Consider the following 26238-nt stretch of genomic DNA (forward strand, 5'->3'; position numbering starts at 1 on the left):
AGTAGACTAGTGACGCTCCACACTCGACGCCCCGCCGGAAGAATGTCCCCCAGTAGCCTCGATCCCGCAGCCCCGCCCGATCAGAAAGCCCTCCTGATGCCCCCTCTCGTGCACCGGCACCCGCTCGCCGCGCAGGCCGCGGAAGTCCTTCTGGGACGCATTCGCGCCGGCGAATGGCCGCTCGGCCACAAATTGCCCGGGGAAACGACTTTGGCCGCGCAACTGGGCGTCGGCCGGTCGACGCTGCGCGAAGCGATCCGCGAATTGGCGGGCAAAGGCGTGCTCGATTCCCGCCAGGGATCCGGCGTTTTCGTGACCTCGCTGGACATCGCCGAGGATTGGGACGCGGTGCTGCGCCGCGCCACCATCGGCGCGGTGATCGAGGCGCGCATCGCCATCGAAGCGGAAGCCGCCGCTCTCGCCGCGCACCGGCGGACGCCGACCGACCTGCGCGCGATCCGCCGAGCGCTCGCCGCCCGCGCGCTCGGCGACCCGGACGTCGAATTCCTGGTGGACACCGACACCGCATTTCACCGCACGGTGCTCGTCGCCGCGCACAACGACGTGCTGATCGAGTTGTTCGACAGCTTCGTGCCGCGCGTCCACCGCGCGATGACCGACATGCTGCGCGCCCGGCCGATCACCGCGCCCGAAGAGGACCAAGCCGCGCATCTGGCGCTCGTCGACGCGATCGCGGACAAAGACGCGTCCGCCGCCGCGGAACTGAGCCGGGCGCACCTGACCGCTTTGAAGGAGGCGCTTTCGTGAGCGAGGTCGTGCTGCGGCTGACCGACGTCGTGTTCCGCAGGCAGGGCAAGGAAATCCTGCACGGCGTGAACCTGACCGTGCGGGCGGGCGAACACTGGGCGCTGCTCGGCCCGAACGGCGCGGGCAAGAGCACGATCCTCGGTTTCTGCGGCGCCGTCACGCATCCGACCACCGGCACCGTCGACGTCCTCGGCGGACGGCTCGGCCGGGTCGAACTGCAGGCGCTGCGCCGCAGCATCGGGCACGTCGACCCGCGGCATCCGCTGCGTTCGCCGCTCACCATCCGGGAAGTCGTGCTGACCGGCATCACCGGAAGCATCGACACGCCGCCGCGCTGGCAGCCCACCCCCGCGCAACTCGAGCAGGCCGACGAACTCATCGGCTTGCTAGGCCTCGATGGCAAGACCGGCGAACGCTGGCCGACGCTGTCCCAAGGCGAACGCGGCCGCGCCCTGATCGCCCGTGCGCTGATCAGCGACCCCCGGCTGCTGCTGCTCGACGAACCGTCCACCGGCCTGGACGTCGCGGCTCGCGAGCAGCTGCTCGAAACGATCGACCTGCTCACCCGGACCCATCCCCGGCTCGCCTCCATCGTGGTCACCCATCATCTGGAGGAGCTGCCGGAAACGACGACGCACGCGCTCCTGATCGCGGACGGTTCGGCGGTGTCGTCCGGGCCGATCGACCAGGCGGTGACCACGGCCAGCATCAGCCGGGCGTTCGGCCATCCGATCCGCGTGGACCGGCACGACGGGCGGTGGAGCGCCCGCGCCGCCCGCACCCGGTCCACCGAAGTCGCCTGACGCGGGCCGCTGTCCGTGAAGGGCTCCTTGAGGGAATCTGATTCCCTCAAGGAGCCCTTCACGGACCTCCGGCGGCCCTGGACCGGCAGCGTGACCGTCGAAGCCGCTCAAGCAGTCCGCAGCACCCGCCACGCGGAGAAACCCAGCAGCACCAGCTCCGCGGCCGAAAACCCGACCAGCGCGAGCGGGCTCGGCACCCACAGCAGCGTCATGCCGACCAGCAGCACCGGCACCACCAGCCCTGCGTAAGCCGCCAGGAAGATCCCCGCCAGCACCTCGCCCCGGGACATGGGATCGGCCAGCGCCGCCACCGTCGCGACCGAGGCGCGGAACCCGAGCCCCATCCCGCCCCCGGCGATCACCGATCCGGCGAGGAACAACGCCAGCGAAGGCAGCAACGCGGCGACCGACAGCACCGCCAGCCCGACCGGCATCAGCACGAACCCCAGCCGCAGCTGCACCCGCGACGCCATCGACGCGAAGACCACCTGCGACACCGCCGCCGCGCCCAGCATCGAGCCCGCGGTGACCCCGGCGAGCATCCGGTTGTGCTGGTGCAGCCCTTCGGCGAGCAGCGTCGGCGCGAGCGACATGAACAGCCCGGTGATCGCGAACGCGGCGAACACCCCGATCGCCGCGCCGACGAACGCGGGCCGCGCCCCGGCGGGCAGCGACACCCGCTGCGGCCGGTACGCCGGACGCTCCTCGCGCCGTTCGACGGTCTCCGGCACCAGGCACACCGCGAACGCGGCGACCAGCAGCACGACCAGGAACACGACGAACGTGCTGGTCAGCGGGCCGTCGATGTACTGCGCGAAGACCCCGCCGACGATCGGCCCGAGCCCGAGGCCGCCCATGTTCACCACGGTGGCGATCAGGCCGGAGCGGCCGAGATCCTGGTCCGGACGGGTCACCGCGCGCAGTTCCGAAAGGTGCGCGGTGGCGGTGGCCGTCAGCGCGCCGATGCCCACGCCGCACACGAACCGCGCGATCAGCAGACCCGGGACCTCCGGCCAGAGCAGAAACAAGACTGCCGACAGTGCCTCGGCGAGCGTCGAAGCGAGGATCACGCGGCGGCGGCCGAGCCAGTCGCTGACATGCCCGGCAAGGTAGAGGCTGGCCATCACACCGACCGCGTACGCCGCGAAGATGACGGTGACCAGGAACGTCGGGAACCCGTCCCGCTGCTGGTAAATCGCGTACAGCGGGGTGGGCACGGTGGAGAACGCGAGGCACGCGGCGAACGCGAACGCGATGACCCGGAACCCCCAGCCGTGGCTGACACGCCATCCGGCCGGGGCGGAGAAAACGGGCGAAGCTGTGGTGACCATGTCGACCTTCCGAGCGGGAACCTACGTCTGAAACGATCCCCCGCCTCACTCATCAAGTCCAACGAAAAGTGTTGGTCAGAGTTATCTGGATCGGCGATAATTGGGCAATGGACACACGCCAGCTCGAGTTCTTCGTCGCGGTCGCCGAGGAGCTGAGCTTCACGCGGGCGGCGCAGCGGCTGTTCGCCACGCAGTCCACGGTCTCGGCGACGATCCGCGCCCTGGAAACCGACCTCGGCGCGACGCTGTTCGACCGGTCTACCCGCCGGGTCGCGCTGTCAACCGCGGGCGAGCTCTTCCTGCCCGAGGCGAAAGCGGCGCTGGACTCGGTCGAGCGAGCCCGCGAGGTGGTGCAGCAGGCGTCCGCCGGGCTGCGCGGGAGCCTCCGGATCGGCACGCTGACCAGCATGAACGCGTTCGATCTTCCGGTGCTGCTCGGCGCGTTCCACCGCAGGCATCCGCTGGTCGACCTGCACCTGACGGTGTCCCTCACCGGTTCGTCCGGGCTCGCCGACGACGTCCGCCACAGCCGGCTCGACGTCGCGCTGCTCGGCCTTTCCCTGGCGGAACTGGGCGGTCTGGACGCGACGCAACTGGCCAGCGTGCCGTATTACGCCGTGCTGCCGGACAGTCATCCGCTCGCCGAGCGCGACTCGGTCAAGCTGCCGGAGCTGGACGGCGAACTGTTCGTCGACTGTCCGCGCGGCTTCGGGAACCGGCTGGCGGTAGACCGCGAATTCGCCGCGCTCGGGCTTTCGCGGAGGGTAGCCGCCGAGGTCGCCGACCTGCGGACCGTCCCGCGCTACGTCGCCGCCGGGCTCGGCGTGGCCGTCCTGCCCGGCACTGCCCGGCTGACCATGCCGGGCGTCGTGTCGATCCCGCTCGCCGAAACCTCGCTGACCTGGCCGCTCACCGTCGTCGTCTCCGCGAAACGTCCGCCGTCGCAGGCTCTGCGGACACTGCTGGAGCTGTTCGTCGCGGCCGCCGGGGAGGGAGATATTACGGAGTTCTGACCGGGCCCCGGACGACCGGAATAGCGACCGGCGCCGCAGCGTCATCCTGTACACGGAGTTGTCGACGGGAGAGAAGGAAATGACGGAAAAAGCGATCCTGGCCGGCGGGTGTTTCTGGGGCATGGAGGAACTGTTCCGCCACCAGCCCGGCGTGACCGCGACCCGCGTCGGCTACAGCGGCGGCGACGTCCCCCACGCGACCTACCGCAACCACGGCACCCACGCCGAAACCATCGAAGTCACCTACGACCCCGCCCAAACCGACTTCCGCGCCCTGCTCGAATTCTTCTTCCAGGTCCACGACCCCAGCACCAAAAACCGCCAAGGCAACGACATCGGAGCCAGCTACCGCTCCGCCATCTTCTACACCACCGACGAGCAAAAACAGATCGCCGAAGACACCATCGCCGACGTCGACGCCTCCGGCCTCTGGCCCGGCAAAGTCGTCACCGAAGTCACCCCGGCCGGGGACTTCTGGGAAGCCGAACCGGAGCACCAGGACTACCTCCAGCGCTACCCGCACGGCTACACCTGCCACTTCCCGCGCCCCGGCTGGAAACTCCCGAGGCGCGGATGACCGATTATCCAGCGGCGGCAGTCCAAACCGGACACGTCGAACCAGTCCCCCGGCGAGTGCGCGGAGTGCTCGCCGGGAAGACCATTGTGGACAGTACGCGGGCGAAATACGTCTGGGAATGGCCCTACTACCCGCAGTTCTACTTCCCGATCGACGACGTTCTCCCCGGCGCGCTGGTCTCCGGGGACGAGGGGCGGCTCTCGCTGCGCGCCGGCGAGGTCGAAAAGCCCGCCGCCGCTTGGGTAAACGACTCTGTCCTGTCCGGACACGTCCGGTTCGCCTGGGACGCGCTGGATGCCTGGTTCGAGGAAGACGAACAGGTTTTCGTCCACCCGCGCAACCCGTACACGCGGGTGGACGCCTTGCGCTCGACCCGGCACGTCCGAGTGCGGCTCAACGGCGTGACTTTGGCGGAATCGTCGTCACCGGTGCTGCTGTTCGAAACCGGCCTCCCGACGCGGTATTACTTCAACCGCACCGAAGTCGATTTCACGCACCTCGTCGCCGAGCCGGACATGGTCACCGCCTGCCCGTACAAGGGCGAGACGTCCGGCTACTGGTCCGTCCGCGTCGGCGACGTCCTGCGCGAGCACCTCGCGTGGACGTACGCCTATCCGGCCGCGGCAGTCCAGCCCATCGCCGGACTCGTGGCGTTCTACAACGAGATGGTCGACATCGAAGTAGACGGCGAACTTCTCCCGCGCCCGCGCACGCACTTCTCGCAGTGACTACAACCGGCCGAACGCCTCCATGACCGCAGCCGCCAGCCGATCGCCGCGCTCCTCTTGTCCGGCAGGCACCGTGACGCAGACGGTGAACCGGTCCGCCCACGTCATGATGCCGACCGCCACCGGAACGCCCGGGGCCAGCGACAAGACCGGGTATACCGTGCGGACGAGAGCGCCGTTGAGCACCACCGGCGATCGCGCGCCCGGAAGCACCGAAGCGATGACGCTGAACCAGGTGCCGCGGTAGACGAGCTTGGCCGCCCGGCGATGCAGCGCTGGCGGCAGAATCCCGAGGACGCGCACGACCGCGTTGCCCGCACGGGGCGCGCCGTGACCGACCTGGTCGGACAGCATGCGGTCCGTCGCCCGTACCCGTTCGGAGAGCGACATCGCCCCGGTCGGAAGGTCGACTGACGCCGCGCCGGTGTGGTTGCCGAGCTGACGGAACGTCCCGGTGTCGCGGACCGACATCGGGATCAGCACCCGAAGCTGCTCCGGAGCGGTCCCTCCCAGCTCGCGATGCAAAGCCTCGGCGACGAGCGCGAGGACGAGGTTGGTCGTCGGCACCGACGCCCGGCGCGCGGCTTTCCGGACCTCGGGGGCGGAGAGGTGGGCCCGCGCGAAATGCCGATGGGGGCCGTCGATGCGCTTGTTCCAGCGGACCCGGGGCGCGGTGCCGGCTCGGGCGAGGGTCCAGATGCCACGGGCCAGGTCGGTGGCTTGATGGCGGGTTCCGGCACCGGGCTTCGCACGAGCGGGCTTGGCAACGCCGGAACCACCGGTCGATTCCGCGGGCCGGTCAAGCCCGTGCCACACCGGGCCCGCCACGCGAGCGAGCGCCTGGCGCACCGGTGCCGCCAGCGCGACGAGTCCCGCCCGCACCGCACTCCGCTCGGGTTGAGACCGGTTGCGCCCCAGAGTGGCATGGGGTGCATCTGACACACCCCATGCGGCGCTCGGCGTGTCAGACGCACCCAACGCGGCACCCGGCACGCCAGACACACCCGAAGCGACGCTCGGCGCATCTGACACACCCGCTGCGGCACCCGGCACGCAAGACGCAGCCGACGCGGCGCTCGGCGCGTCTGACACCCCCACTGCGGCGTCCGGCGCGTCAGACCCGCCCAACGCGGAGTTCGAGGCGTCAGACGCACCCCACGCGGCACGCGGCACATCAGACGCACCCGATGCCACACTGGGCCCGCTCCGCCACTTCCTCCGCCGAGGCACCGCCACCGGCACCAGCGGTTCCTTCCCCCGCGCCTGCCCCACCAGCGCACTGATCACCGCGATCCCGTCGCTGGCCGCGTGGTGCAGCGCGATCAGCAACGCCCCCTGCTCCCCCTCGATCCCGGTCACCAGCCGCGCCCGCACCGGCCGTTCCGGCGACACCGGTTCCGAGAAGAACTTGTCCATCTCCCGCGTCAAAGCCGCGTCCAACGGCGCCTCCGGCCCGACCCGCACCGACGTCAGCACATCCGAAGACGTCCGCCCCGGCTCCTCCTGCCAGCGCGCCCGCCACAACCCGCTGCCGGGCAGCAATCGCGTCCGCAAGCCCGGCGTCGCCGCCAGCAAATGCTCAGCGTCCGCGTGAGTGACCGGCGTGCCGTCGGCCTTGGGGTCGAACACCAGCACCGCCCCCACCTGCTGTGGCACCTCCGGGGTAGCCACGTGCACGAACAACGCGTCCTCCGGCCGCAACCGCTGCGTCGGCGGGTTCAACGGCGCGGAAACGAGCGATTCCAGCGCCTTCCCCAACGGGGTGGCCGTCTCGCAGTGCCGGGCGACAGCTTCGGCCATCTCCTTGAGCCGTTCCGGTTCGGCCAGGAGATCCCGCACCGTCTCCGCCAGCTCACCGTCCTTTGTGGACACCAGAGCGAGCCCGGCCGCAGCCATCAAGCGGGCGTTGGCCTTGCCGTGCGCGGCGATCGGGCGATGCATCAGCACCGGCCGCCCGCACGCCAGCGCCTCCAGCGACGTCGCCCCGCCCGCGTTGGTCACGACGACGTCCGCCGCCAGCGTGTACAACTCCGGCCGGTCCGTCCACCCGACCACGCGCAGCCGCGGTTCGTCCAGCGCCCGCAGCCGGGCGGCCACCGCGTCGTTGCGCCCGCAGATCGCGACCGGCACGACTGACGGGTCCGCCGCGAGCAATTCCCGCACCGTCGTCTCGATTTCGCCGAAACCCAGCGACCCGCACGAAACCAGCGGGACGAACGCGTCCGGCGGCAGCTCCAGTTCGTGGCGCGCCGCCGGCTGGTCGCCGGGCCGGAACACCGCGCGCACCGGCGGCGCGGACACCCCGACGTGCGCCGACGGCGACGAGCGCAGCGCGGGCGCGACCGCGACGTCGTGCATCACCATGGTGAGGTCGGCCGCGCCGTAAACCCAGAACGGATGCGGCGCGAAGTCCGAAACCCACGCACCGATCGGCACCGGGAGTTTTCCTTTGCGGCGCAGCCAGGCCAGGCCCGCGGTTCCCATCGGATACGTCGACAGCACCAGGTCCGGCGCGAATGCGGCGACCGGTTTCGCGAGCCGCGCCCCGCACCAGGAAGCGGTGAACCACCGGGACGCGGCGGCGAACCACGGAATCCGCCAGATCGCGCCGTAAAAGAACTCGTAAAGCCACGGGACGCTTTCCACATTGGCGACGTAAATCCGCTGGAAAAGCCCCTCGAAACCGGGGCCGAGCCGTTCGAGGGCGTTGAGCCACGAAACGGTCGCGTCCGGCCAGCGCTCCCGCACCGCGTCCTCGAGCGCGCGCCCGGTGGCGTTGTGCCCCTGCCCCATGTTCGCGGACACGATCAGCACGCGCACCAACACTTCCCCCTATCGCTAGCAGGCGGTCCCGGCGAGGCCGTACCCGTCGTCCGGGTCCGAATCAGGCCGTTCGCCGGGCTCGTCCGGCGTGGTTTCCCCTTCGGCGGGCGACATTTCCGATTCCGCCGACAAATGCGACGCGCGCGTGGACAGCAGCGCGATCCCGACCACGATCACCAGCCCGGCCAATGCCTCGCCGAACAGCGCGATCGGCCTCCCGTCCGCCGATTCGCCCATCCACGACAGCCCGATCGCGACGCCGACCAGCGGATCCAGCGCGGTGATCACGGCGAGCGCGGGCGTCAGGAACCGGCCCTGCTGGAACGTGTTCTGGCTCAACAGGAATCCCAGGGGCCCCACCACGCACACCAGATACAGCGTCCAGTGCCGGAACGGTTCGTCGATCCCGGCGCGGAACTGGCCCGCGACCACCTTCATCAACCCGGCGGTGAGGCCGTACAGCACGCCGGTGGCGACCGCGAGCCCGAGCACCCGCCAAGATCCGGAATTCGTTGACGCGGCAACGACAAGCGAGGCCAGCGTGAGCACCGCGAGCGCGATGCCGAGCGGCAGCAGGTCGCCGCCGCTGACGAGCGTCTCGCTGTTGCCGCTGGGCCGGGCGACGACGAGGAACGCGGCCAGCCCGGCCACGCACAGCAGGCCGCCGAGGGTCATCGTGCGGTCCGGACGGCGGCGCTCCAGCCGCGCGGACGCGAGCCCGGCGAACATGAGCGACGTCACGAGCAGCGGCTGGACCAGCAGCAACGGCCCGAAAGCGAGCGCGACGAGCTGCAGGACGAGACCCAGGATGGTCGCGGCGATCCCGATGAGCCACAATGGGCGTCCGACGAGCCGCTTGAAGAGCGTCAGGTCGAGCGGCTTGCCGGTTTCCACTTCTTTGGTCGCCCTGGCCTGCGCTGCGCTCGCGAGTCCCATGCACGCCGCGCCGGCGACGGCGGCGGGGACAGCCACGACCAGCGACATCCCCGTAACTGTCACGGACTCTTCACCTCACACCGTCCCCATCCCCCGTGCTTATGCTCGAGCCTTGTCCGAGGCCGAGTCGCCCGGTTGGCACCGGAGGCAGCAGAACCCGCATGCGACACCCCCATACGATCGACCTCCCCTCGTTCCGCAACCTCGCTGTGGGCGGGGGCCGGCACCTGCTGGAGTCGACGCTGGTCCCGGCCGGCCTGTTCTATCTCCTGCTGACCCTGGTGAGCTTCGACAGCGGGGTCATCGCCGCGCTGTGCTGGTCGGTCGCCGTCGTCGGCACCCGGCTGGCGCTGCGCAAGAAGATCCCCGCCGTGCTGCTGCTGACCACGGCTCTGCTGGTCGCGCGCACTGTGCTGGGCCTGGTCACCGGCAGCGCTTTCCTGTACTTCCTCCAGCCGACTCTACAGAATTTCCTCGTCGCGGGCCTGTTCCTGATCTCCGCGCCGTTCAACAAACCGCTTCTCGCGCGGCTGGCCGGCGATTTCTGCGCATTCCCCGAAACGCTGTCCGGACACCCCGGAATGCGGAGGTTCTTCCAGCGCGTGTCGGTGCTGTGGGGGCTCGTGTTCGCGGTGAACGGCGGCGTGACGCTGCTGATGCTCGCCCGTGAAACCGTCGGCAACTTCCTCATGGTCAGCACCGCGGGCTCGTATTCGATCATCGGGCTGGCCATCGCCGGTTCGCTGTGGTGGTTCCGCCGTTCGCTGCGCTCGGCGGGCATCACGCTGCGCATGGGCCACCGTCCGGCCGCGCTGCCCGCCGCCTGATGGCCCGCACCGCACTCGTCACCGGCGCATCGTCCGGCATCGGGGCCGCCACCGCCGCACAACTCGCCCGCTCCGGCGTCCACGTGCTGCTGCACGGCCGGAACGAGGAGCGGCTGGCCGCCCTCGCCAGGGAAACCGGCGGCACCGTGCTCGCCGCCGACCTCGCGAACCCCGACGCCGCAGCCGATCTCGCCGCACGCGCGCTGGCGATCACCGGATCGGTGGATCTGCTCGTCAACAACGCCGGCCTCGGCTGGGCCGGTCCCCTGCCGGAACTGTCCGCGGAGCGGCTGCGGCACCTGGTCGCGGTGAACCTCACCGCACCGCTCGACCTGACCCGCGCGCTGCTGCCCGCGATGCTGGAGCGCAACAGTGGGCAGATCGTTTTCGTCTCGTCGATCGCCGGACGCACCGGCGTTGCCGGAGAAGCGGTGTACGCCGCGGCTAAGTCCGGTGTGGACGCTTTCGCCGACAGCCTCCGATTCGAGCTGCACGGCACCGGAGTAACGGTCGGAATCGTAGTTCCCGGTGTGGTGCGCACAGAATTCTTCGAGCGGCGCGGCCGTCCGTACACCCGCGGCACGCCCCGGCCGGTGAGCGCCGAACGCGTGGCCGCCGCCGTCGTGCGCGCCGCCGCGCATCCGGGTGACTACTACGTGCCGCGCTGGCTGCGCATCCCCGTCGCGCTGCGCGGCGCGGCGCCCGGCCTGTACCGCGCACTCGCGGCACGCTTCGGCGCCGAAAGCTGACGGGCCCACCCAAACCTCCTCCCCCGCGTACCTCGTGAGCGGCAATGCCGGTTCCCACCGGCGCAGCCACTCACGAGACCCAATCATGTCCCCTGTCTTGCCGCATCAGGGAAATTCCCCCATCAGGCGATCTCGTCCGCTTCCCCGGGCGGCCCCCAGGCCAGCGCGAGCACGAGCGTCGCGCGCACGGCCGGCTCGTCCAGCGAGGGCCCGAACAGGTCGTGCAGGCGGCCGAGCCGGTACGACACCGTCTGCGGATGGATGTGCAGATCCTCCGCGACGGCCTTGCGGTCGCCCAGATGCAGCAACCAGGACGTGAGCGTGGTGGACAGGCGTTCCCGCGCGGATTCGTTCAGCTCGTCAAGCGGGGCAAGGGCTTGTCTTCGCAGCACGTCGAGCAGCCGGTCGTCGCGGTGCACGATGATCGCGTCGAGATGCTCGTCGGCGAACACCGGATCGTCGCTGAGCAGGTGGTCGCGGCGCAATCGCGCGGTCACTTCGGCGATGCGCAGGCTGGCCGGGAGCCGGTCGAGCGGCACCGTCGCGCCGACCACCGCGCCGCCGCCGCGCAGCGCGCGAGCCAGCCACGCCCGCCGGCCCGGGCCGCTCGGGTCCGGCACGATCGCCACGACCACGCCAGGGCGACGCAGCCGCAGGCAGCTGTCTTCCAGGCGGAACACCAATTCCCGGCCCAGCTCGTTGTCATCCTCCACCAGCACGACCGCGGCGTGCTTCGGCAACCGCCACTCCGCACGCAGCGCGGCGGCGCGCACCGCGGCCTTGTCCGCACGGTCCGACAGCAGCAGCGCGGTCAGTTCGTCGCGCAGCCGTTCCCGCGCGCGCACGGCGTCGGATTGCTCCTGCAGATACCCGCGCAGCGACGATTCCGAAAGCTGGTCCACCAGAGCGAACACGGTGGTGGCGAGCGAGGCGAACAGTTCGGCGGGCACGTCGAGATCGAGCGCGGCTTCCGAAACGTGCCGCCACGCCACGCGCGCGCCCACCCGATAGGCGGAAAGCAGGCTCGTGACGCGCCTGCCCTGCCGGTATTGCGCGCGCCCGATTTCCTCGAACACCGTCTGCTCGACGCCGGACCCCAGTTCCGGCAGCCGCTCGTCGGGCTCGGCCGCCATGGCGATCAGGCGCCGGACGAATCCCGCGCTGGCGGCGACGAGGTCGGCGAGCTCTTCGGTCAGGAACTCCGCGTAGTCGGGATGCTCGTCCGCGAGCTGGTCGCGGACCTCGTTGAGCATGGCGGGCAGCCGGCGGGTCACCACCCTCTCCAGTTCGTCAAGCCGGGTCACCTGATCTGGTCCCATGTGTCCGGGAGTCCTTCCGTCGCAGGCAGCGGTCCTCGGGTCGCTTTGGGACATCCTGTCCCCACTTTGGCCTCTCGTGCCAAGTCGAAGCCAGCGAAATTCGTCTTCCGGCGGCAGAAGCCGCCCGACCGGGGGCGCGACACTGGCGGGGATGAGATCAACCTCGGCCGTCCGTAACGCTCCGGAGCCATCCGGGCTGCGGGAGAAACGGCGCGCGGAAAACTTCCCGGTGGCCCTTCGGGTGCTGCCGGAAAAGCTGCGCGCCGACCTTGTCGCGGTCTATTCCGTCGCGCGCACTGTGGACGATCTGGGGGACGAGGCCGAGGGCGACCGGGTCGCGCAGCTCGAAACCTTCTCGGCGGACCTGTCCGCGGCGTTCGGCAACGGGGAACCGGAAGATCCCGCTGTCCGTGGACTTCTCCCGGCGATCCGCGCCGGACGGCTGACCGAGGAACCGTTCCAGCGACTCGTTCAGGCGAACATCCAGGACCAGCGGGTGCGCCGCTACCCGGTCTTCGCGGACTTGCTGGCGTACTGCCGGCTTTCCGCCGACCCGGTCGGGCGCATCGTGCTCGACCTGCTCGGAGTGGACGATCCGGCGGCGGCTGTCCTGTCCGACCGGATCTGCACCGGGCTCCAGCTGGTGGAGCACTGGCAGGACGTCGGCGAGGACTACCGCAACGGGAGGGTCTACCTGCCGCAGGAGGATCTCGCCGAGTTCGGCGTGGCCGAGGAGGAATTGGGCGCCGCGCACGCGTCGCCGGGGATGAAAGCGCTGATGCGATGGGAAACCGGCCGCGCCGCCGCCCTGCTGGGCGACGGCGCGGATTTGCTCGGGCATCTGTCCGGCTGGGGGCGGTTCGCGGTGAGCGGCTTCCTCGCCGGCGGGCTCGCGACGGTCGACGCGCTGCGCGCGAGCGGCGGCGACGTGCTGTCCGCGCCGGTCCGGCCGAGCCGGGCCGGACTGCTGAGTTGGCTGGGGTGGCTGCAAGTCGGCACGAGGAGGCGGTCCGGATGACAGTGACGACAGTGGACGAGGCCTACGCGCACTGCGCGAAGGTCACCAAAGACCAGGCGCGCAACTTCTACTACGGAATCCGGTTGCTGCCGCCGGACAAACGCTCGGCGCTGTGCGCGGTGTACGCGCTGGCCCGGATCATCGACGACATCGGCGACGACACCGCCGCGTCCGCCGAGGCGAAGCTGCAAGGCCTCGCCGGGGTGCGGAAATCGCTCGGCGACCTGTCCGCGACCACCGATCCGGTGTACGTCGCGGTCGCCGACGCGGCGCGCCGGTACCCGATTCCGCTGGGCGCGTTCGAGGAATTGCTCGACGGCGTCGAGATGGACGTGACCGGCCGCGAGTACGTGCGGTTCGAGGAGCTGGTCGAGTACTGCCGCTGTGTCGCCGGCTCGGTCGGGCGGCTGTGTCTCGGCGTGTTCGGCAGCCGTCCGGAGCCGAACGCGCCGGTGTACGCCGACGAGCTGGGAATTGCCTTGCAGCAGACCAACATCCTGCGAGACATCCGCGAAGACCTGCTCAACGGCCGGGTGTATCTGCCCAAAGAGGACCTCGACCGGTTCGGCGTCGAGCTGTCGGTCGGGCCGGACGGGAGGCTGGCCGACCCCGAAGGCGGACTGACCGCGCTGATCCACGACAGCGCCGCGCGGGCTCGCGACTGGTACTCCCGCGGTCTTCGGCTTGTGCCCTCTTTGGACAGTCGCAGCGCCGCGTGCTGCACCGCGATGTCGGGCATCTACCGCACCCTGCTGGACCGGATCGACGAGCAGCCCGCGCGCGTGTTCGACCGGCGGCTTTCGTTGTCCGGCCGGGAAAAGGCGGTGGTGGCGTTCCGGGCGCTGACCGGGATCGGCCGATGACCGCCGCGGTCGCGGTGGTGGGCGGCGGGCTCGCGGGGATCGCCGCCGCGCTCGCCTGCGCCGACGCCGGACGACCGGTGACGCTGTTCGAGGCGCGGCCTTACCTTGGCGGGCTCACGCATTCGTTCGCTCGCGGCGAGCTTCGGGTCGACAATGGACAGCACGTTTTCCTGCGCTGCTGCACGGCTTATCGCGCGTTGCTCGACCGGCTCGGCGTCGCCGACCGGGTGACGCTGCAGCCGCGGCTGGAGATTCCGATCCGCCTGCCGGGCGCGACCGAGCCGACCTGGCTGCGGCGCGACGACCTGCCCGCGCCGCTGCACCTGGCCGGCTCATTGCTGCGGTACGAGCCGCTCCGCCCGCTCGACCGGGCCCGGTTCGCGCTCGCCGCGCTCGCGTTGCGCCGGGTGGATCCGAAGGCGGACCGCACGGATCGCCAGTCCTTCGGGGAATGGCTGCGCCGCCACGGGCAAAGCGCGGCGGCGATCGAAGCGTTGTGGGATCTGGTCGGCGTGGCGACGCTGAACGCGACGGCCGACGACGCGTCGCTCAGCCTCGCCGCGACGGTGTTCCAGGAGGGTCTGCTCACCGATCCGGCCGCCGCCGACATCGGATGGTCGCTGGTGCCGCTGCGGGAACTGCACGGCGATCCCGCGCTCGACCGGTTGACCGAGGCCGGGGCGGACGTCCGGGTCGGCACGAAGATCCGCGCGATCAGCGAAGGCTGGCAGGTCAGCACCGACCGCGGCGAGGAAACGTTCGGCCAGGTCATTCTGGCCACTCCCCCGGCGGTGACCGAACAGCTCGCGCCCGCCGGGGCGATCGGGCTGCCGCCGGGCTGGTCCGGCGGGCTCGGCAGCTCGCCGATCGTGAACGTGCACGTGGTGCTCGACCGGAAGGTGCTCGGCGAACCGTTCGTCGCGGGCGTGCGCACCCCGGTGCAGTGGGTGTTCGACCGAACGCGACAGTCCGGTTTGGACTCCGGGCAGTACCTCGCGATGTCGTTGTCCGCAGCCGACTCCGAAATCGACCTGCCCACCGCGAAACTGCGCGAACGGTTGCTGCCCGAACTGCTGTCCCTGCTCCCCGAAGCACGCGACGCGCGGGTGCTCGACTTCTTCGTCACCCGCGAGCGGCACGCGACGTTCCGGCCCGGTCCCGGCACCGCCTCGCTGCGCCCGCCCGCGCGCACCGCCTTGCCCGGGCTGTACCTGGCGGGTGCGTGGACCGCGACCGGATGGCCCGCGACGATGGAGGGAGCCGCGCGCAGTGGTGCAGCTGCGGCCGCCGCCCTTCTTCAGCACAACGGTAAGAGGGAGGGAGTCGGAGCATGACCGCCAATCTGTTCACTGCCGAGAAAACGCGTTCCGCGGCGCCGCCGGTGCTCGGCAGCGCTCGCGACGTCGTGCAGCCCGCGTTGCGCGCCGCCGTCGACCGGCTGGACGACACCAGCCGCGCGATCAGCGCCTACCACCTCGGCTGGACCGATCCGAACGGCGTGCCGGTGCAAGGCAACGGGGGCAAGGCCGTGCGTTCGGCGCTCGCCGTGGTGTCCGCGCAGGCCGCGGGCGCGCCGGTGGAGGTCGGCGTGCCCGGTGCCGTCGCGGTGGAGCTGGTGCACAACTTCTCGCTCGTCCACGACGATCTGATGGACGGCGACACCGAGCGCAGGCACCGGCCGACGGTGTGGGCGCTGTGGGGCGCGGCGAGCGCGATCCTGACCGGGGACGCGATGCTCGCGCTCGCCCAGGAAGTGGTGCTGGACAGCGGTTCCCCGCACGCGGTCCCAGCCGGTCGATTGCTCACCGAAACCACGCGACGGCTCATCCACGGCCAGTTCCTGGACGTCGCGTTCGAGCAGCGAGACGACGTCGTGCTCGCCGAATGCGTGACGATGGCCGCCGGGAAAACCGGGGCGCTGCTGTCAGCCAGCGCCGCGATCGGGGCGGTGCTCGCCGGCGCGCCCGCCGAGGTGGTCGACGCGCTGGCGGTGTTCGGCGAGGAGATCGGCCTGGCCTTCCAGCTCGTCGACGACGTGCTCGGCATCTGGGGCGACCCGGCGGTCACCGGGAAATCGGTGTACTCCGACCTGCGAGCGCGCAAGAAGTCGCTGCCGATCACCTACGCGACCACGCACGGCGGCGCGGCGGGCCGCCGGCTCGCCGAATGGCTCGCCGGGGACGACGACACCGACCTCGCGCGGATCGCCGCGCTGGTGGACGACGCGGGCGGCCGTGAGTGGGCCACCGCCGAGGCGGCGCGGCACGTCGCGACCGCCGAGCAAGCACTGGCCGCCATCCCGCCCGGCCCGCGCGCCGACCTCGTCTCCATCGCCCGTTTCATCGCCGGAAGGGAGGCGTGATGACCCAGACCGTTCCCCGGACGTCCGCGCCCGCCGCCCGCACGGCTGCCGACACTGTCTCCGCCGCCGTTGAATTCCTGCGCCGCGAGCAGGACCGCGCCGGATGGTGGAAGGGCGAACTCGCCACCAACGTCACGATGGACGCCGAAGACCTGCTGCTCCGGCATTTCCTCGGCATCCTCGCCCCGCAGGTCGCCGAGGAGTCCGCCCGCTGGATCCGCTCGCAGCAACGCGCCGACGGCACCTGGGCGAACTTCCCGGACGGCCCGGCCGACCTGTCCACCACGGTCGAGGCGTGGGTCGCGCTCCGGCTGGCCGGCGACCCGGCGGACGCGCCGTGGCTGGCGACGGCCGCGGAGTACATCCGCGAGCACGGCGGGATCGAGGCGACGCGGGTGTTCACCCGGATCTGGCTCGCGATGGTCGGCCAGTGGTCGTGGGACGAGCTGCCGAGCCTGCCGCCGGAGCTGATCTTCCTGCCGTCGTGGTTCCCGCTCAACGTCTACGACTTCGCCTGCTGGGCCCGGCAGACCGTCGTGCCGCTGACCGTCGTCGGCACGCTGCGCCCGGTGCGGAAGCTGCCGTTCGACGTCGCCGAACTGCGCACCGGCAAGCGACCGCCGAAGACACGCGCGCCGTGGACGTGGGACGGCGTGTTCCAGAACCTCGACACCGCGCTGCACGCGTACGCGAAACTTCCGCTCAACCCGGTGCGCAAGCTCGCGCTCAACCAAGCGGCGGAGTGGATCCTGGCGCGGCAGGAAGCCGACGGTTCGTGGGGCGGGATCCAGCCGCCGTGGGTGTACTCGATCCTCGCGCTGCACCTGCTCGGCTACCCGCTCGACCATCCCGCGCTCAAGGCCGGGATCGCCGGGCTGGACGGGTTCACCATCCGGGAGAAGACCGACCAGGGCTGGGTGCGGCGGCTCGAAGCATGCCAGTCGCCGGTGTGGGACACCGCTTTGGCGATGACCGCGCTGCTCGACGCGGGCGTCTCCCCCGGCGACGAAGCCCTGGTCCGCGCCGCGGATTGGATGCTGGGCGAGGAAATCCGGGTGTCCGGCGACTGGGCGGTGCGGCGGCCTTCTCTGCAGCCGGGCGGGTTCGCGTTCGAGTTCGCCAATGACGGCTATCCCGACACCGACGACACTGCCGAAGTGGTGCTCGCGCTGCGCCGGATGGGCAAACCGGACCACCTGCGGATCCGCGAGGCGGTCGACCGGAGCGTGGCTTGGCTGGAGGGGATGCAGTCGAGCGACGGCGGATGGGGCGCGTTCGACGCGGACAACACGCAGGTGCTCACCACTCGCTTGCCATTCTGCGATTTCGGCGCGGTGATCGACCCGCCGTCGGCCGATGTGACCGCACATGTGGTCGAAATGCTTGCTGCAGAAGGGAAATCCGACACGCGCGAATGCCGTCGCGGAGTGCGGTGGCTGCTGGACAACCAGGAGGACGACGGCTCGTGGTTCGGCCGCTGGGGCGCGAATTACGTATACGGCACGGGTGCGGTGGTGCCCGCGCTGGTGGCCGCCGGGATTCCCGTGACTTCGCCGCGGATCCGGCGCGCGGTGAAATGGCTGGCGGAGCACCAGAACTCCGACGGCGGCTGGGGCGAGGATCTGCGGTCGTACGACGATCGGGCGTGGGCCGGGCGGGGCGATTCGACGCCGTCGCAGACCGCGTGGGCGTTGCTGGCGCTGCTCGCCGCCGGGGAGCGGGAGTCCGAAGCGGTCGCCCGGGGCGTCGAATGGCTGTGCGAACGGCAGCGTCCGGACGGCGGCTGGGACGAGGACAAGCACACCGGAACCGGGTTCCCTGGCGACTTCTACCTGTCGTATCACCTGTACCGCGTGGTGTTTCCGTTGTCCGCGCTCGGCCGGTACGTCCGGGGCGGGTCATGACACCGATCGTCTGCACCCCGCTGCGGATCGAGCAGGCCGCGTTGCGCGGCCAGCGGACGGTCCGCACCGGACTCGGGCCTCGCCGGGCCGCCGCCGCTGCGGCCCGGCTCCCGTCCGGGCCGCGGATCGTGGCGGGGCTCGGCGGCGGGCTCGCTCCGGAGGTGCGGCCGGGCGAGGTCGTCGTCGCCACCGAGGTGCGCGGACCTTCCGGCGTGGTGCCGGTGCCGTCCGCGCCATTGCTGGCGGGCGCGTTGCGGAGGCTTGGGCTCACTGTCCATCTCGGACCGGTGGTCGGCAGTTCGCAGGTGGTGCGGGAGCGTGAACGGGCTTCGCTGGCCTTAAGCGGTGCGCTGGCTGTCGATATGGAGTCTGCGTGGCTTGCTTCCAGCGGTGAACCGTTCGCGGTGGTTCGAGCCATTGTGGACACTGTCGGCGAGCCACTGCTTCACCCTTCGACTGTCTCGAATGGACTCGCCGGGTTGCGAAGTCTGCGTCGGGCCGCTCCGGCGCTCACCGCATGGACTGCAGCGGTGGGACCGCGAACTGTTCTGCTGGCCAGCCCGCGTTCGTTCTGCGCCGGGGTGGAGCGGGCGATCGAGATCGTCGAACGGGCGTTGGAGAAGCACGGTGCGCCGGTGTACGTGCGCCGCCAGATCGTGCACAACACCCACGTCGTCAACCGGTTGCAGGGCCGCGGCGCGGTGTTCGTGGACGAGGTCGAGGAAGTCCCGGAAGGCTCGACGCTCGTGTTCGCCGCGCACGGAGTCTCCCCGGCAGTCCGGCGGGCCGCCGCGGATCGCGGACTGTCCGTAGTGGACGCGACGTGTCCGCTGGTCACCAAGGTGCACAACGAAGTCCGCCGCTACACCGGGCGCGGCGAGACGGTCTTCCTCATCGGACACGCCGAGCACGAGGAAGTCGAAGGCACCGTCGGGGAAGCGCCCGGCAACGTCGTGGTTGTCGGCGATGTCGCGGCCGCTCGGACGGTCACCGTGCGCGACCCGTCGCGCACCGCCTACACCATGCAGACCACCCTTGCGCTCGACGAAGCCGAAGAGATCGCGTCCGTGCTGCGCGCACGATTCCCCGGCCTTTCCGCCCCGCGCAAGGACGACATCTGTTACGCCACCACCAATCGGCAACAGGCCCTGCGGGCGATCGCGCACGAAGCAGACCTGGTCCTGGTGGTCGGATCCGGGAATTCGTCCAACTCGCGCCGCCTGGTGGAAGTCTCCGAACGTGCGGGAACCCCGGCGGTGCTGGTGGACGGGTGCGCCGACATCGACCTGCGCCGGCTCGCCGGAGCCGGGCGGATCGGGCTCACCGCGGGAGCGTCGGCGCCGCCGCATCTCGTGACCGAAACGGTCGAGGCCCTGCGCGGACTGGGGCCGGTCAGCGTCGTGGAAAACCCGCTGACGGAGGAAGAAATGACGTTCACCCTACCTCGGGAGGTGCTCTGAGCGATGGCCATGCCGTTGCGCCAGTCTCTTCGACTGGGCGGTTACCTGATGAAGCAGAAGCTGCTGCGCAAGGAGAAGTTCCCGCTCCTGGTCGAGCTGGAACCGCTCTTCGCGTGCAACCTCAAATGCGGCGGCTGCGGCAAGATCGCGCAGCCGCACACCCTGCTGAAACAGCGGATGCCGGTGGAACAGGCGGTCGGGGCGATCGAGGAAAGCGGCGCGCCGATGGTGTCGATCGCGGGCGGCGAACCGCTCATGCACCCGCAGATCGACGAGATCACCCGGCAGCTGCTCGACCGCAACAAGATCATTTTCCTGTGCACCAACGCGATTCTGCTGCCCAAGCACATCCACAAGTTCAAGCCGCACCGCAATTTCGCGTGGATGGTGCACATCGACGGCCTCGAGGAACGCCACGACGCGTCGGTGCGCAAGGAGGGCGGCTTCCAGGCGGCGGTCGACGCGATCAAGCTCGCCAAGGAAAAGGGCTTCCGGGTGATGACGAACACGACGTTCTTCACCGGGGACACCCCGCAGGACGTCATCGACGTGCTCGACTACCTCAACGACCTCGGCGTCGACAACATGCAGATCTCGCCGGGGTACGCGTACGAAAAAGCGCCGGACCAGGACCACTGGCTCGGCGTGCAGCAGACCCGGGAACTGTTCGCCAAGGCCTTCGGCGGCGGCAACCGGAAACGCTGGCGGCTCAACCATTCGCCGGTGTTCCTCGATTTCCTCGAGGGCAAACGCGACCTGGAATGCACGCCGTGGGGCATCCCGTCGTATTCCCTGCTCGGCTGGCAGCGCCCGTGCTACCTGCTGGACGACGGCTACGCGAAGACGTACCGGGAACTCATCGAAACCACCGAATGGGAGAACTTCGGCCGCGGCAAGGACCCGCGCTGCGCCAACTGCATGGCGCACTGCGGCTACGAACCCACCGCGGTGATCGCCACGCTCGGCTCGCTCAAGGAATCCGTCCGGGCCGCCGTCGGACACTGACCCGCCAGCCGTGAGGGGACTTCGCGGCTCCCCTCACGGCCGCGCGCCAAGGGGTTTGCCGAGTCCGTGCCGGTCGTGTCATGATGACTTCATGCGTACGCAGCGATTTCTTCGCCCCCGGGGAGTGCCCGGGGGCTGCGCGTGCGCGCCGGGTTCCGCCCGCTGACGTCCGCGTCTCCCCTCACTGCCCGGGGGTGAAGTCCAGAACTTCACGCTCCGAGGTGAGGAACCCTTCCCATGGACACCCCTGACCCAGCCTCGATGCTGCGCCGGATCGCCGCGCTGACCGAGGACGCACTCGCCGATCTCGCGAAGGCGAGCACACCGGACGCAGTCGCCTCCGTGCGCCGTTCCGCGCTCGGCAAATCCAGCCCTCTCGCCGCGGTACGCCGCGAACTCGGCCGCTACGACCCGCCTTCCCGCAAACAGTTCGGCCTCGCGCTTTCCGAAGCACACCAACGCATCAACTCCGCACTCGATGAGCGGCGGACCGTCGAACCCGCGCTGGAGCATCCGCTCGACCCCACGATTCCCGGCCTCCCGCCGCCGACCGCGGGGCTGCATCCGGTCACCCAGCTGAGATACGACCTCGACGACGCCTTCCGCGCGCTCAACTTCGAGATCGTCGACGGCCCGGAAATCAGTTCCGCGGAAAGGGAATTCGACCGCCTCAACTTCCCTGCCGACCACCCCGCGCGCGAAAGCATGGACACCTACTGGCTGACCGACGGCCGCTGCCTTCGCCCGCACCTGACCGGCACGAGCGTCCGCTGCCTGAGCACGCAAGAACCGCCGATCCGGATCGCCTACCCCGGCCGGGTTTACCGCAACGAAAGCACCGACGCCCGGCACGAACGAGCGTTCTTCCAGTACGAGGTGCTGGTGGTGGACGAGACCGTCCCGCTCGCCACCGCCCGGTTCCTCGTCGACGCCATTCTCGGCACGGTGTTCGGCGAACCGGTGCGGACCCGGATGCGCGCCGGTTACTTCCCTTTCGTGGAGCCGGGTTTCGAGATCGACATGGCCTGTAGCGTGTGCGCCGGACGCGGCTGCCGCACCTGCGGACGGACCGGCTGGCTCGAACTGATGCCCGGCGGCAGCCCGCACCCGAACGTGCTGCGCGCCGCCGGACTCGACCCGGCGCGATGGTCCGGCTGCTATCTGAACGTCGGCCTGGACCGGCTAGCGATGATGCGGTACGGCATCGACGACGTCCGGCTGATGCACGGCGCCGACCTCCGCTTCCTCTCCCAATTCGCCTGAAAGGCCCGCCGTCGTGAAGATTTCCCGGGACTGGCTGACCGACTACGTGCCGCTGCCCGACCGTTCGCCGGAGCAGCTGGCGCACGATCTGACCTTGAAGACCGTCGAAGTCGAGGGGTACGAAACCGTCGGCGGCGACGTCGTGTTCGAGATCGACAACAAATCGCTCACCAACCGCCCCGACCTGTGGGGACACTACGGAATCGCGCGCGAGTTCTCTGTCCTCTATGGACTTCCACTGGCCCCGATCCCCCGCGTCGCCCGCCCGCCGAGCGCTACCGGCCTCGTCAGCTGGGCCGATCCCGCCCTGCACCGGAGGATTCTGGCTCTTCAGTGCACAGTGGACAGTTCCGTCTCAACTCCGCCTTTGATACGAGACCGTCTCCGGCGAATCGGCGAACCAAGCCGGAACCTGTGCGCCGACCTGAGCGCCTACGTGATGTTCTCCGTCGGACAGCCCAGCGACGTCCGCACTTCCGGTGACGCGATCGTGCTGGAAATCCCCACCCTGATCCCGAGCCGAGCCCGCCACAGCGCTCGTACCGAAGCTTCGGTGCGGCAAGAGAAAGGCCTGGACACTCAACGCGCCGACCAAGCCTCCGATCTGTTCCTCCATCTCCTGACCGAAACCGACCCGTCGGCCGCGGCTCTCGGCGAGGAAGACCTCGTCCTCGCCCCCACGCTCCGCGCGGAAATCGAAGTGAGCCTGACAGAGATCGAACGCCGGATCGGCCTCCGGCTTCTCCCGGGCGAGATCCTCCGCATCCTCCGCGCCCTCGGCTGCACCGCCGAGATCACCGGCGACCTGCTGCAGGTCGTCGCCCCGACGTGGCGCTCCACCGGCGACCTCTCGCTGCCCGTGGACATCGTCGAGGAGCTGGCCCGGATCCACGGCTACGACGCACTGCCCGCGCGACGGCCGGTCGTGGAGCTGGCCCCGCCCTCCCGGCTCCCCGTGAGCCGCCAAGTCCGGGAGGTACTCGCCGCACGCGGCGGAGCGACGGAAGTGCTGACCTACCCGTGGTCCGCCGACCACCTGCTCACCGCGTGCGGACTCGACGCCACCCTCACCCTCGACCACCAGCCAGCCCCTGACCGCGCTCGCCTGCGCCCGTCGCTGGTCCCGAATCTCCTCGAAGCCGCGGCCGCGAACCTGCGCTATCACGACGAGTTCAGCATCTTCGAAGTCGGCGCCGTCTTCGCCGCGACCGAGCGGACGTCCGCCGGAATCCTGCTCGCCGGACCAGACGGGGCCGACCTGTTCCGCCGGGCCAAGGGACTGGCCGAACTGATCCGCCGGCACTGCCATCTCACCGCACTGGACCTGTCCGGCACACCCGGCCAGGCCTGGGCTGACCAGTCAGCGCGACTGGCAATCCATCCAGGCGGCGCGTTGGCGCTGGTGCGGCCGGCAGTGCTCCGGGCTGCGGGCATCGACCGAGGCGCGATCGCCTGCGTCGAACTCGATCTCGACGCACTGCGCACGCACCCGTCGCGCGAGAATCGCTACACCCCGGTCGGCGACCTGCCGGAGTCGGACTTCGACCTGTCCGTCCTCGCCGCCGACACGGTGCCGTGGGCACAGGTCGCCGACACCGCGACCCAGGCCCACGCTTTGGTGCGGCGGGTGACCTACCTCGGCGAATACCGAGGTTCGCGGATTCCGGCCGGCCACCGATCGCTCACCTTGCGGATCACCCTCCGCCCGCAGTCCGCGACACTGACCGCGGGCGAAATCGCCACCGCCCGCTCCACGGTGCTGGCCGCACTGGAGAGGGCGGGGACCCGGTTGCGCTGAAACTCAGCCGAGGCCAGATCGAGCGACGACGTTCGCGATACTGATCCGAACCGCGGTAAATCCATTGCGGACGAATGACTCGGCAAGGTCCACTGCGGACTGATCGGGGTAGTACCGACCGGCGATCCCCACCGCGACGCGCTTGATCTGGTCCGGCTCGGCGGAGATTCGCGCTTGTCCTTCGATGGCGACGAAACTGTAGGGCTGGCGCTCATCGCTGACACAAACCGCGACGCGCCCATCCCGCGCCAGGCTTTTTCCCTTGACGCTCCCCGGCGACAGAGCGAGGGCGATTTCGTCGTCGTCGAGAACGAAGCAGATCGGCGTGACGTGCGGCCGCCCGTCGGCACGGGTGAGGGCCAACTGGGCAAGCCTCGTTCCCTCAGCAAGGAAGGCGCGCCATTCGCTGTCGGTCATGGTGGTCATCGCTGTGTTCCTTTCTCGGTTGACTGACGAAGGTTTCCCGCAATGGCTTTCTGGGCAAGGAAAAGCAGGAGCCCGACAGCGAACGCCACCACACCCAGCCAAGTCCGGCCAGCTTGCTCCAGCAACGCCGTGCCGATCATCGGGCCGAGCACCGCGCCGAGGCTCCACGCACTCGACGCGACGCCCAGATACCCGCTACGCAGATCAGGCGGCGCGAGAGCAGCGAACGTCGCACCGAATTGGACCGCCAACCCGATCTGCCCGAGGCTGAGAACGAGGATCGCAAGGGAATAACCAGCAATGCCCTGTGTCATGGCAGCCAGACCGCCGCCAACCCCCACCAGCAGCATCGAGGCGGCGAGCACCGTCCCACGGTCGCGATTCGCCAGCACGGCGACCGCCAACGGTTGAAGAACGACGATGGCGAGCCCGTTGAGCGCGAGCACGGAGCCATAAGCGGCGGAGCTGAGCCGCTGCGCGGTCATCAGCAACGGCAAGGTCGCGAACGCCTGCATGAGCAAGGTAAAGCAGCCGACGTGGATCAGCGTCATGGTGATCATCAGACGATCGGCGAGCAACACTGGCAGCAAAGGACGTCTCGAGCGCTGAGCGGTGGAACGCGTCTCCGGCACCGCCGCCACCACGATCCACGCCGCGGCCAGCATCGCGACTGCGTTCAACCAGAACAACAGACCGTATCCGCGACTCGCCAGCACGCCGGAAACCGTTGCGGCGAAGGCGTATCCGAGATTCGCCGCCCAATAGAGAAGGCTGTACGCCCGCACCCGCTGCTCCGGCGGAAGGTCCGCCACGGCCGCGGATCCCGCCGGGCGGAAGAGTCCGGCCGCGAGACCGTACCCGACTGCCGTAGCCCAGATGGCCGGCGAAGCCCCGGCAGACCCTAAGGCAGCCAACGCGATCGCCGTCCCGAGGAACCCGAGGAGCATCGTCCTCCGCCGCCCGATCCGGTCCCCGAGCCAGCCGCCGAGCAGCTGCGACCCGAAGTCTCCGATGCCGACCGCCGCCACCACGGCGCCCGCCGCCGTCGGGGTCATCCGGTGTTCCTGTGTCAGGTACAGCACCAACATCGGCTGCACGAACGACCCGCCGCGAGCGACGAGATGGCACGCACCGAGCGCCCAAGCGAGCGACGGCAGCCGACGCGCGGGGGTTCTCTCGGCGGTGATCGCTGTGACTGTCATGGCATCGACGCTAGGAGCGCCAAGAGATTAAGAAAAGCGATTGTTCACGATCATATCCATCGCACTTTGCGATACATTGAGCCATGGCCGACCTAGACCTGCGGCAACTGAAGACGATGGTCGCGATCGCCGAAGAGGGAACGTTCTCCCGAGCCGCGAACCGGCTCGGCTACACGCAATCAAGCGTGAGCCAGCACATCGCCGCCCTGGAGCGGGCCGTCGGCGGCGCAGTCTTCGACCGCCCAGGCGGCCCGCGCCCAGTGCGGATCACTCCCCTGGGCACCGTGGTCCTCGAACACGGCCGAGAGGTACTGGCCAAAGCCGATGCGTTGAGCCAAGCGGTAGACCGTTTCAAGGCCGGTGACGGGAGGATCGACGTCGGCACCCTGCAAAGCGTCTCCCACGCGATCCTGCCGACCGTGCTGCGCCTGCTCCGGGAAGAACACCCCCGCTGCGAAATCCGGCTCTCGGAACCGGACGAGCCCCGGCTCGGCGAACTCGACCTGCTGTTCTACGACGGACTCCTCAGCGACGACACGGACCACGTCCTGCTGATGGAAGACCCTTACCTGGTGGTCGCCCCTCCCGGCGGCCTCCCCGCCGGCCCGGTCTCCGCGCGAAAACTGGACGGCAAGGCGATGGTCGCCTGGCCCGCGACCTGCGACCAGCCGAGAGTGGAACAGTCCCTCGCGGACGCCGGCGCACGGCCGCGCGTCGTCTTCCGGTCCGCGGGCAGCGAAACGATCCTGTCGATGGTGCGCGCCGGAATGGGTCTCGCCGTACTGCCGTGGCTGGCGATCCACCAGGTCGTCTGCCGCGACTGCGGCGCGATCCACGGTCCGGAGGGATGGCCGGATCTGCAGGTGCACGACCTCGACCCCGCCCCGACGCGCGCGATCTACCTGCACTGGCCGCGGGGCCGCAGCGACCAGTCCCCGCTGGCGGCGCGCACGATCGAGGTCGCCGTGGAAGTGGCCCGCGAGCTGGCTCAGCAGGCCCCGACAGCCCGGACCTGACCCGACACCGGCCGGATTCTCCCGAACGATCCCGCCGGATCGAGCGC

Annotated in this window: 23 protein-coding genes; 17 read left to right on the forward strand and 6 right to left on the reverse strand. The window is 70.0% G+C overall.

From position 1 onward, the window contains the following. Positions 1 to 96: 96 nt before the first annotated feature. Both ACZ7OI_RS12470 and ACZ7OI_RS12475 read left to right on the forward strand, forming a co-directional pair. Positions 97 to 768, forward strand: coding sequence for a FadR/GntR family transcriptional regulator (locus ACZ7OI_RS12470; RefSeq protein WP_470264264.1), 672 nt, complete (start codon positions 97 to 99; stop codon positions 766 to 768). Next, positions 765 to 1571: an ABC transporter ATP-binding protein gene (locus tag ACZ7OI_RS12475; RefSeq protein WP_470264265.1), complete on the forward strand. Its 807-nt coding sequence runs from the start codon at positions 765 to 767 to the stop codon at positions 1569 to 1571. The genes ACZ7OI_RS12470 and ACZ7OI_RS12475 overlap by 4 nt, the downstream gene beginning before the upstream one ends. Before the next feature lie 107 nt (positions 1572 to 1678). On the opposite strand, the gene ACZ7OI_RS12480 is transcribed toward ACZ7OI_RS12475, so the two are convergent. Next, on the reverse strand, positions 1679 to 2902 hold the full coding sequence (locus tag ACZ7OI_RS12480) for an MFS transporter (RefSeq protein ID WP_470264266.1): 1224 nt from the start codon (positions 2900 to 2902) through the stop codon (positions 1679 to 1681). Between the two features lie 107 nt (positions 2903 to 3009). On the opposite strand from ACZ7OI_RS12480, the gene ACZ7OI_RS12485 reads away from it, so the two are divergent. The 3 genes from ACZ7OI_RS12485 (at position 3010) to ACZ7OI_RS12495 (ending at position 5220) form a co-directional block, all read left to right on the forward strand. Further along, positions 3010 to 3915, forward strand: coding sequence for a LysR family transcriptional regulator (locus tag ACZ7OI_RS12485; RefSeq protein ID WP_470264267.1), 906 nt, complete (start codon positions 3010 to 3012; stop codon positions 3913 to 3915). A 79-nt stretch (positions 3916 to 3994) separates the two neighbouring features. Continuing rightward, the gene (gene msrA, locus ACZ7OI_RS12490; protein WP_470264268.1) at positions 3995 to 4492 is read left to right on the forward strand and encodes a peptide-methionine (S)-S-oxide reductase MsrA; all 498 of its coding nucleotides are present in this window, start codon (positions 3995 to 3997) and stop codon (positions 4490 to 4492) included. Next, the gene (locus tag ACZ7OI_RS12495; RefSeq protein ID WP_470264269.1) at positions 4489 to 5220 is read left to right on the forward strand and encodes a DUF427 domain-containing protein; all 732 of its coding nucleotides are present in this window, start codon (positions 4489 to 4491) and stop codon (positions 5218 to 5220) included. The genes msrA and ACZ7OI_RS12495 overlap by 4 nt, the downstream gene beginning before the upstream one ends. Here the strand turns inward: ACZ7OI_RS12495 and ACZ7OI_RS12500 are convergent, their stop codons facing one another. Both ACZ7OI_RS12500 and ACZ7OI_RS12505 read right to left on the reverse strand, forming a co-directional pair. Beyond that, on the reverse strand, positions 5221 to 8040 hold the full coding sequence (locus ACZ7OI_RS12500) for an MGDG synthase family glycosyltransferase (RefSeq protein WP_470264270.1): 2820 nt from the start codon (positions 8038 to 8040) through the stop codon (positions 5221 to 5223). It abuts the gene before it with no gap. Between the two features lie 18 nt (positions 8041 to 8058). Further along, positions 8059 to 9042, reverse strand: coding sequence for a DMT family transporter (locus ACZ7OI_RS12505; protein WP_470264271.1), 984 nt, complete (start codon positions 9040 to 9042; stop codon positions 8059 to 8061). 98 nt (positions 9043 to 9140) lie between these two features. Between ACZ7OI_RS12505 and ACZ7OI_RS12510 the strand changes: the two genes are divergently transcribed. Beyond that, positions 9141 to 9806, forward strand: a complete 666-nt coding sequence (locus ACZ7OI_RS12510; protein ID WP_470264272.1) for a VC0807 family protein — start codon at positions 9141 to 9143, stop codon at positions 9804 to 9806. Beyond that, positions 9806 to 10555 carry an SDR family NAD(P)-dependent oxidoreductase gene (locus tag ACZ7OI_RS12515; protein ID WP_470264273.1) on the forward strand — a complete coding sequence of 250 codons (750 nt, stop codon included), beginning with the start codon at positions 9806 to 9808 and terminating at the stop codon, positions 10553 to 10555. Before ACZ7OI_RS12510 ends, ACZ7OI_RS12515 begins: the two co-directional genes overlap by 1 nt. Positions 10556 to 10677: 122 nt before the next feature. Here the strand turns inward: ACZ7OI_RS12515 and ACZ7OI_RS12520 are convergent, their stop codons facing one another. Then, positions 10678 to 11874 carry a PucR family transcriptional regulator gene (locus ACZ7OI_RS12520; RefSeq protein ID WP_470264274.1) on the reverse strand — a complete coding sequence of 399 codons (1197 nt, stop codon included), beginning with the start codon at positions 11872 to 11874 and terminating at the stop codon, positions 10678 to 10680. Positions 11875 to 12025: 151 nt separating this feature from the next. On the opposite strand from ACZ7OI_RS12520, the gene hpnC reads away from it, so the two are divergent. The 9 genes from hpnC (at position 12026) to ACZ7OI_RS12565 (ending at position 23547) form a co-directional block, all read left to right on the forward strand. Then, entirely contained in the window at positions 12026 to 12892 is an 867-nt protein-coding gene (hpnC, locus tag ACZ7OI_RS12525; protein ID WP_470264275.1) for a squalene synthase HpnC, read from the forward strand. Further along, entirely contained in the window at positions 12889 to 13755 is an 867-nt protein-coding gene (gene hpnD, locus ACZ7OI_RS12530) for a presqualene diphosphate synthase HpnD (protein WP_470264276.1), read from the forward strand. The genes hpnC and hpnD overlap by 4 nt, the downstream gene beginning before the upstream one ends. Beyond that, positions 13752 to 15089: a hydroxysqualene dehydroxylase HpnE gene (gene hpnE / locus ACZ7OI_RS12535; RefSeq protein WP_470264277.1), complete on the forward strand. Its 1338-nt coding sequence runs from the start codon at positions 13752 to 13754 to the stop codon at positions 15087 to 15089. Before hpnD ends, hpnE begins: the two co-directional genes overlap by 4 nt. Beyond that, positions 15086 to 16117 (forward strand): polyprenyl synthetase family protein, encoded by a 1032-nt coding sequence (locus ACZ7OI_RS12540; RefSeq protein WP_470264278.1) that lies wholly within the window; start codon positions 15086 to 15088, stop codon positions 16115 to 16117. Before hpnE ends, ACZ7OI_RS12540 begins: the two co-directional genes overlap by 4 nt. Then, on the forward strand, positions 16117 to 18021 hold the full coding sequence (gene shc / locus ACZ7OI_RS12545) for a squalene--hopene cyclase (RefSeq protein ID WP_470264279.1): 1905 nt from the start codon (positions 16117 to 16119) through the stop codon (positions 18019 to 18021). Before ACZ7OI_RS12540 ends, shc begins: the two co-directional genes overlap by 1 nt. Continuing rightward, positions 18018 to 19481 (forward strand): 4-hydroxy-3-methylbut-2-enyl diphosphate reductase, encoded by a 1464-nt coding sequence (gene ispH / locus ACZ7OI_RS12550; RefSeq protein ID WP_470264280.1) that lies wholly within the window; start codon positions 18018 to 18020, stop codon positions 19479 to 19481. The genes shc and ispH overlap by 4 nt, the downstream gene beginning before the upstream one ends. 3 nt (positions 19482 to 19484) lie before the next feature. Further along, positions 19485 to 20486: an adenosyl-hopene transferase HpnH gene (hpnH, locus tag ACZ7OI_RS12555; protein WP_470264281.1), complete on the forward strand. Its 1002-nt coding sequence runs from the start codon at positions 19485 to 19487 to the stop codon at positions 20484 to 20486. A gap of 237 nt (positions 20487 to 20723) precedes the next feature. Beyond that, on the forward strand, positions 20724 to 21749 hold the full coding sequence (locus ACZ7OI_RS12560; protein ID WP_470264282.1) for a phenylalanine--tRNA ligase subunit alpha: 1026 nt from the start codon (positions 20724 to 20726) through the stop codon (positions 21747 to 21749). A gap of 13 nt (positions 21750 to 21762) precedes the next feature. After that, a complete protein-coding gene (locus ACZ7OI_RS12565; protein WP_470264283.1) occupies positions 21763 to 23547 on the forward strand; it encodes a phenylalanine--tRNA ligase subunit beta-related protein in 1785 nt (594 codons plus the stop codon). 3 nt (positions 23548 to 23550) lie between these two features. On the opposite strand, the gene ACZ7OI_RS12570 is transcribed toward ACZ7OI_RS12565, so the two are convergent. Together ACZ7OI_RS12570 and ACZ7OI_RS12575 are read right to left on the reverse strand one after the other, a co-directional pair. Further along, positions 23551 to 23973, reverse strand: coding sequence for a PPOX class F420-dependent oxidoreductase (locus tag ACZ7OI_RS12570; protein WP_470264284.1), 423 nt, complete (start codon positions 23971 to 23973; stop codon positions 23551 to 23553). Further along, positions 23970 to 25175 carry an MFS transporter gene (locus ACZ7OI_RS12575; protein WP_470264285.1) on the reverse strand — a complete coding sequence of 402 codons (1206 nt, stop codon included), beginning with the start codon at positions 25173 to 25175 and terminating at the stop codon, positions 23970 to 23972. Before ACZ7OI_RS12575 ends, ACZ7OI_RS12570 begins: the two co-directional genes overlap by 4 nt. Positions 25176 to 25258: 83 nt before the next feature. On the opposite strand from ACZ7OI_RS12575, the gene ACZ7OI_RS12580 reads away from it, so the two are divergent. Next, the gene (locus ACZ7OI_RS12580) at positions 25259 to 26191 is read left to right on the forward strand and encodes a LysR family transcriptional regulator (RefSeq protein WP_470264286.1); all 933 of its coding nucleotides are present in this window, start codon (positions 25259 to 25261) and stop codon (positions 26189 to 26191) included. Positions 26192 to 26238 lie beyond the last annotated feature (47 nt).

The organism is Amycolatopsis sp. NPDC114503, assembly GCF_055633655.1.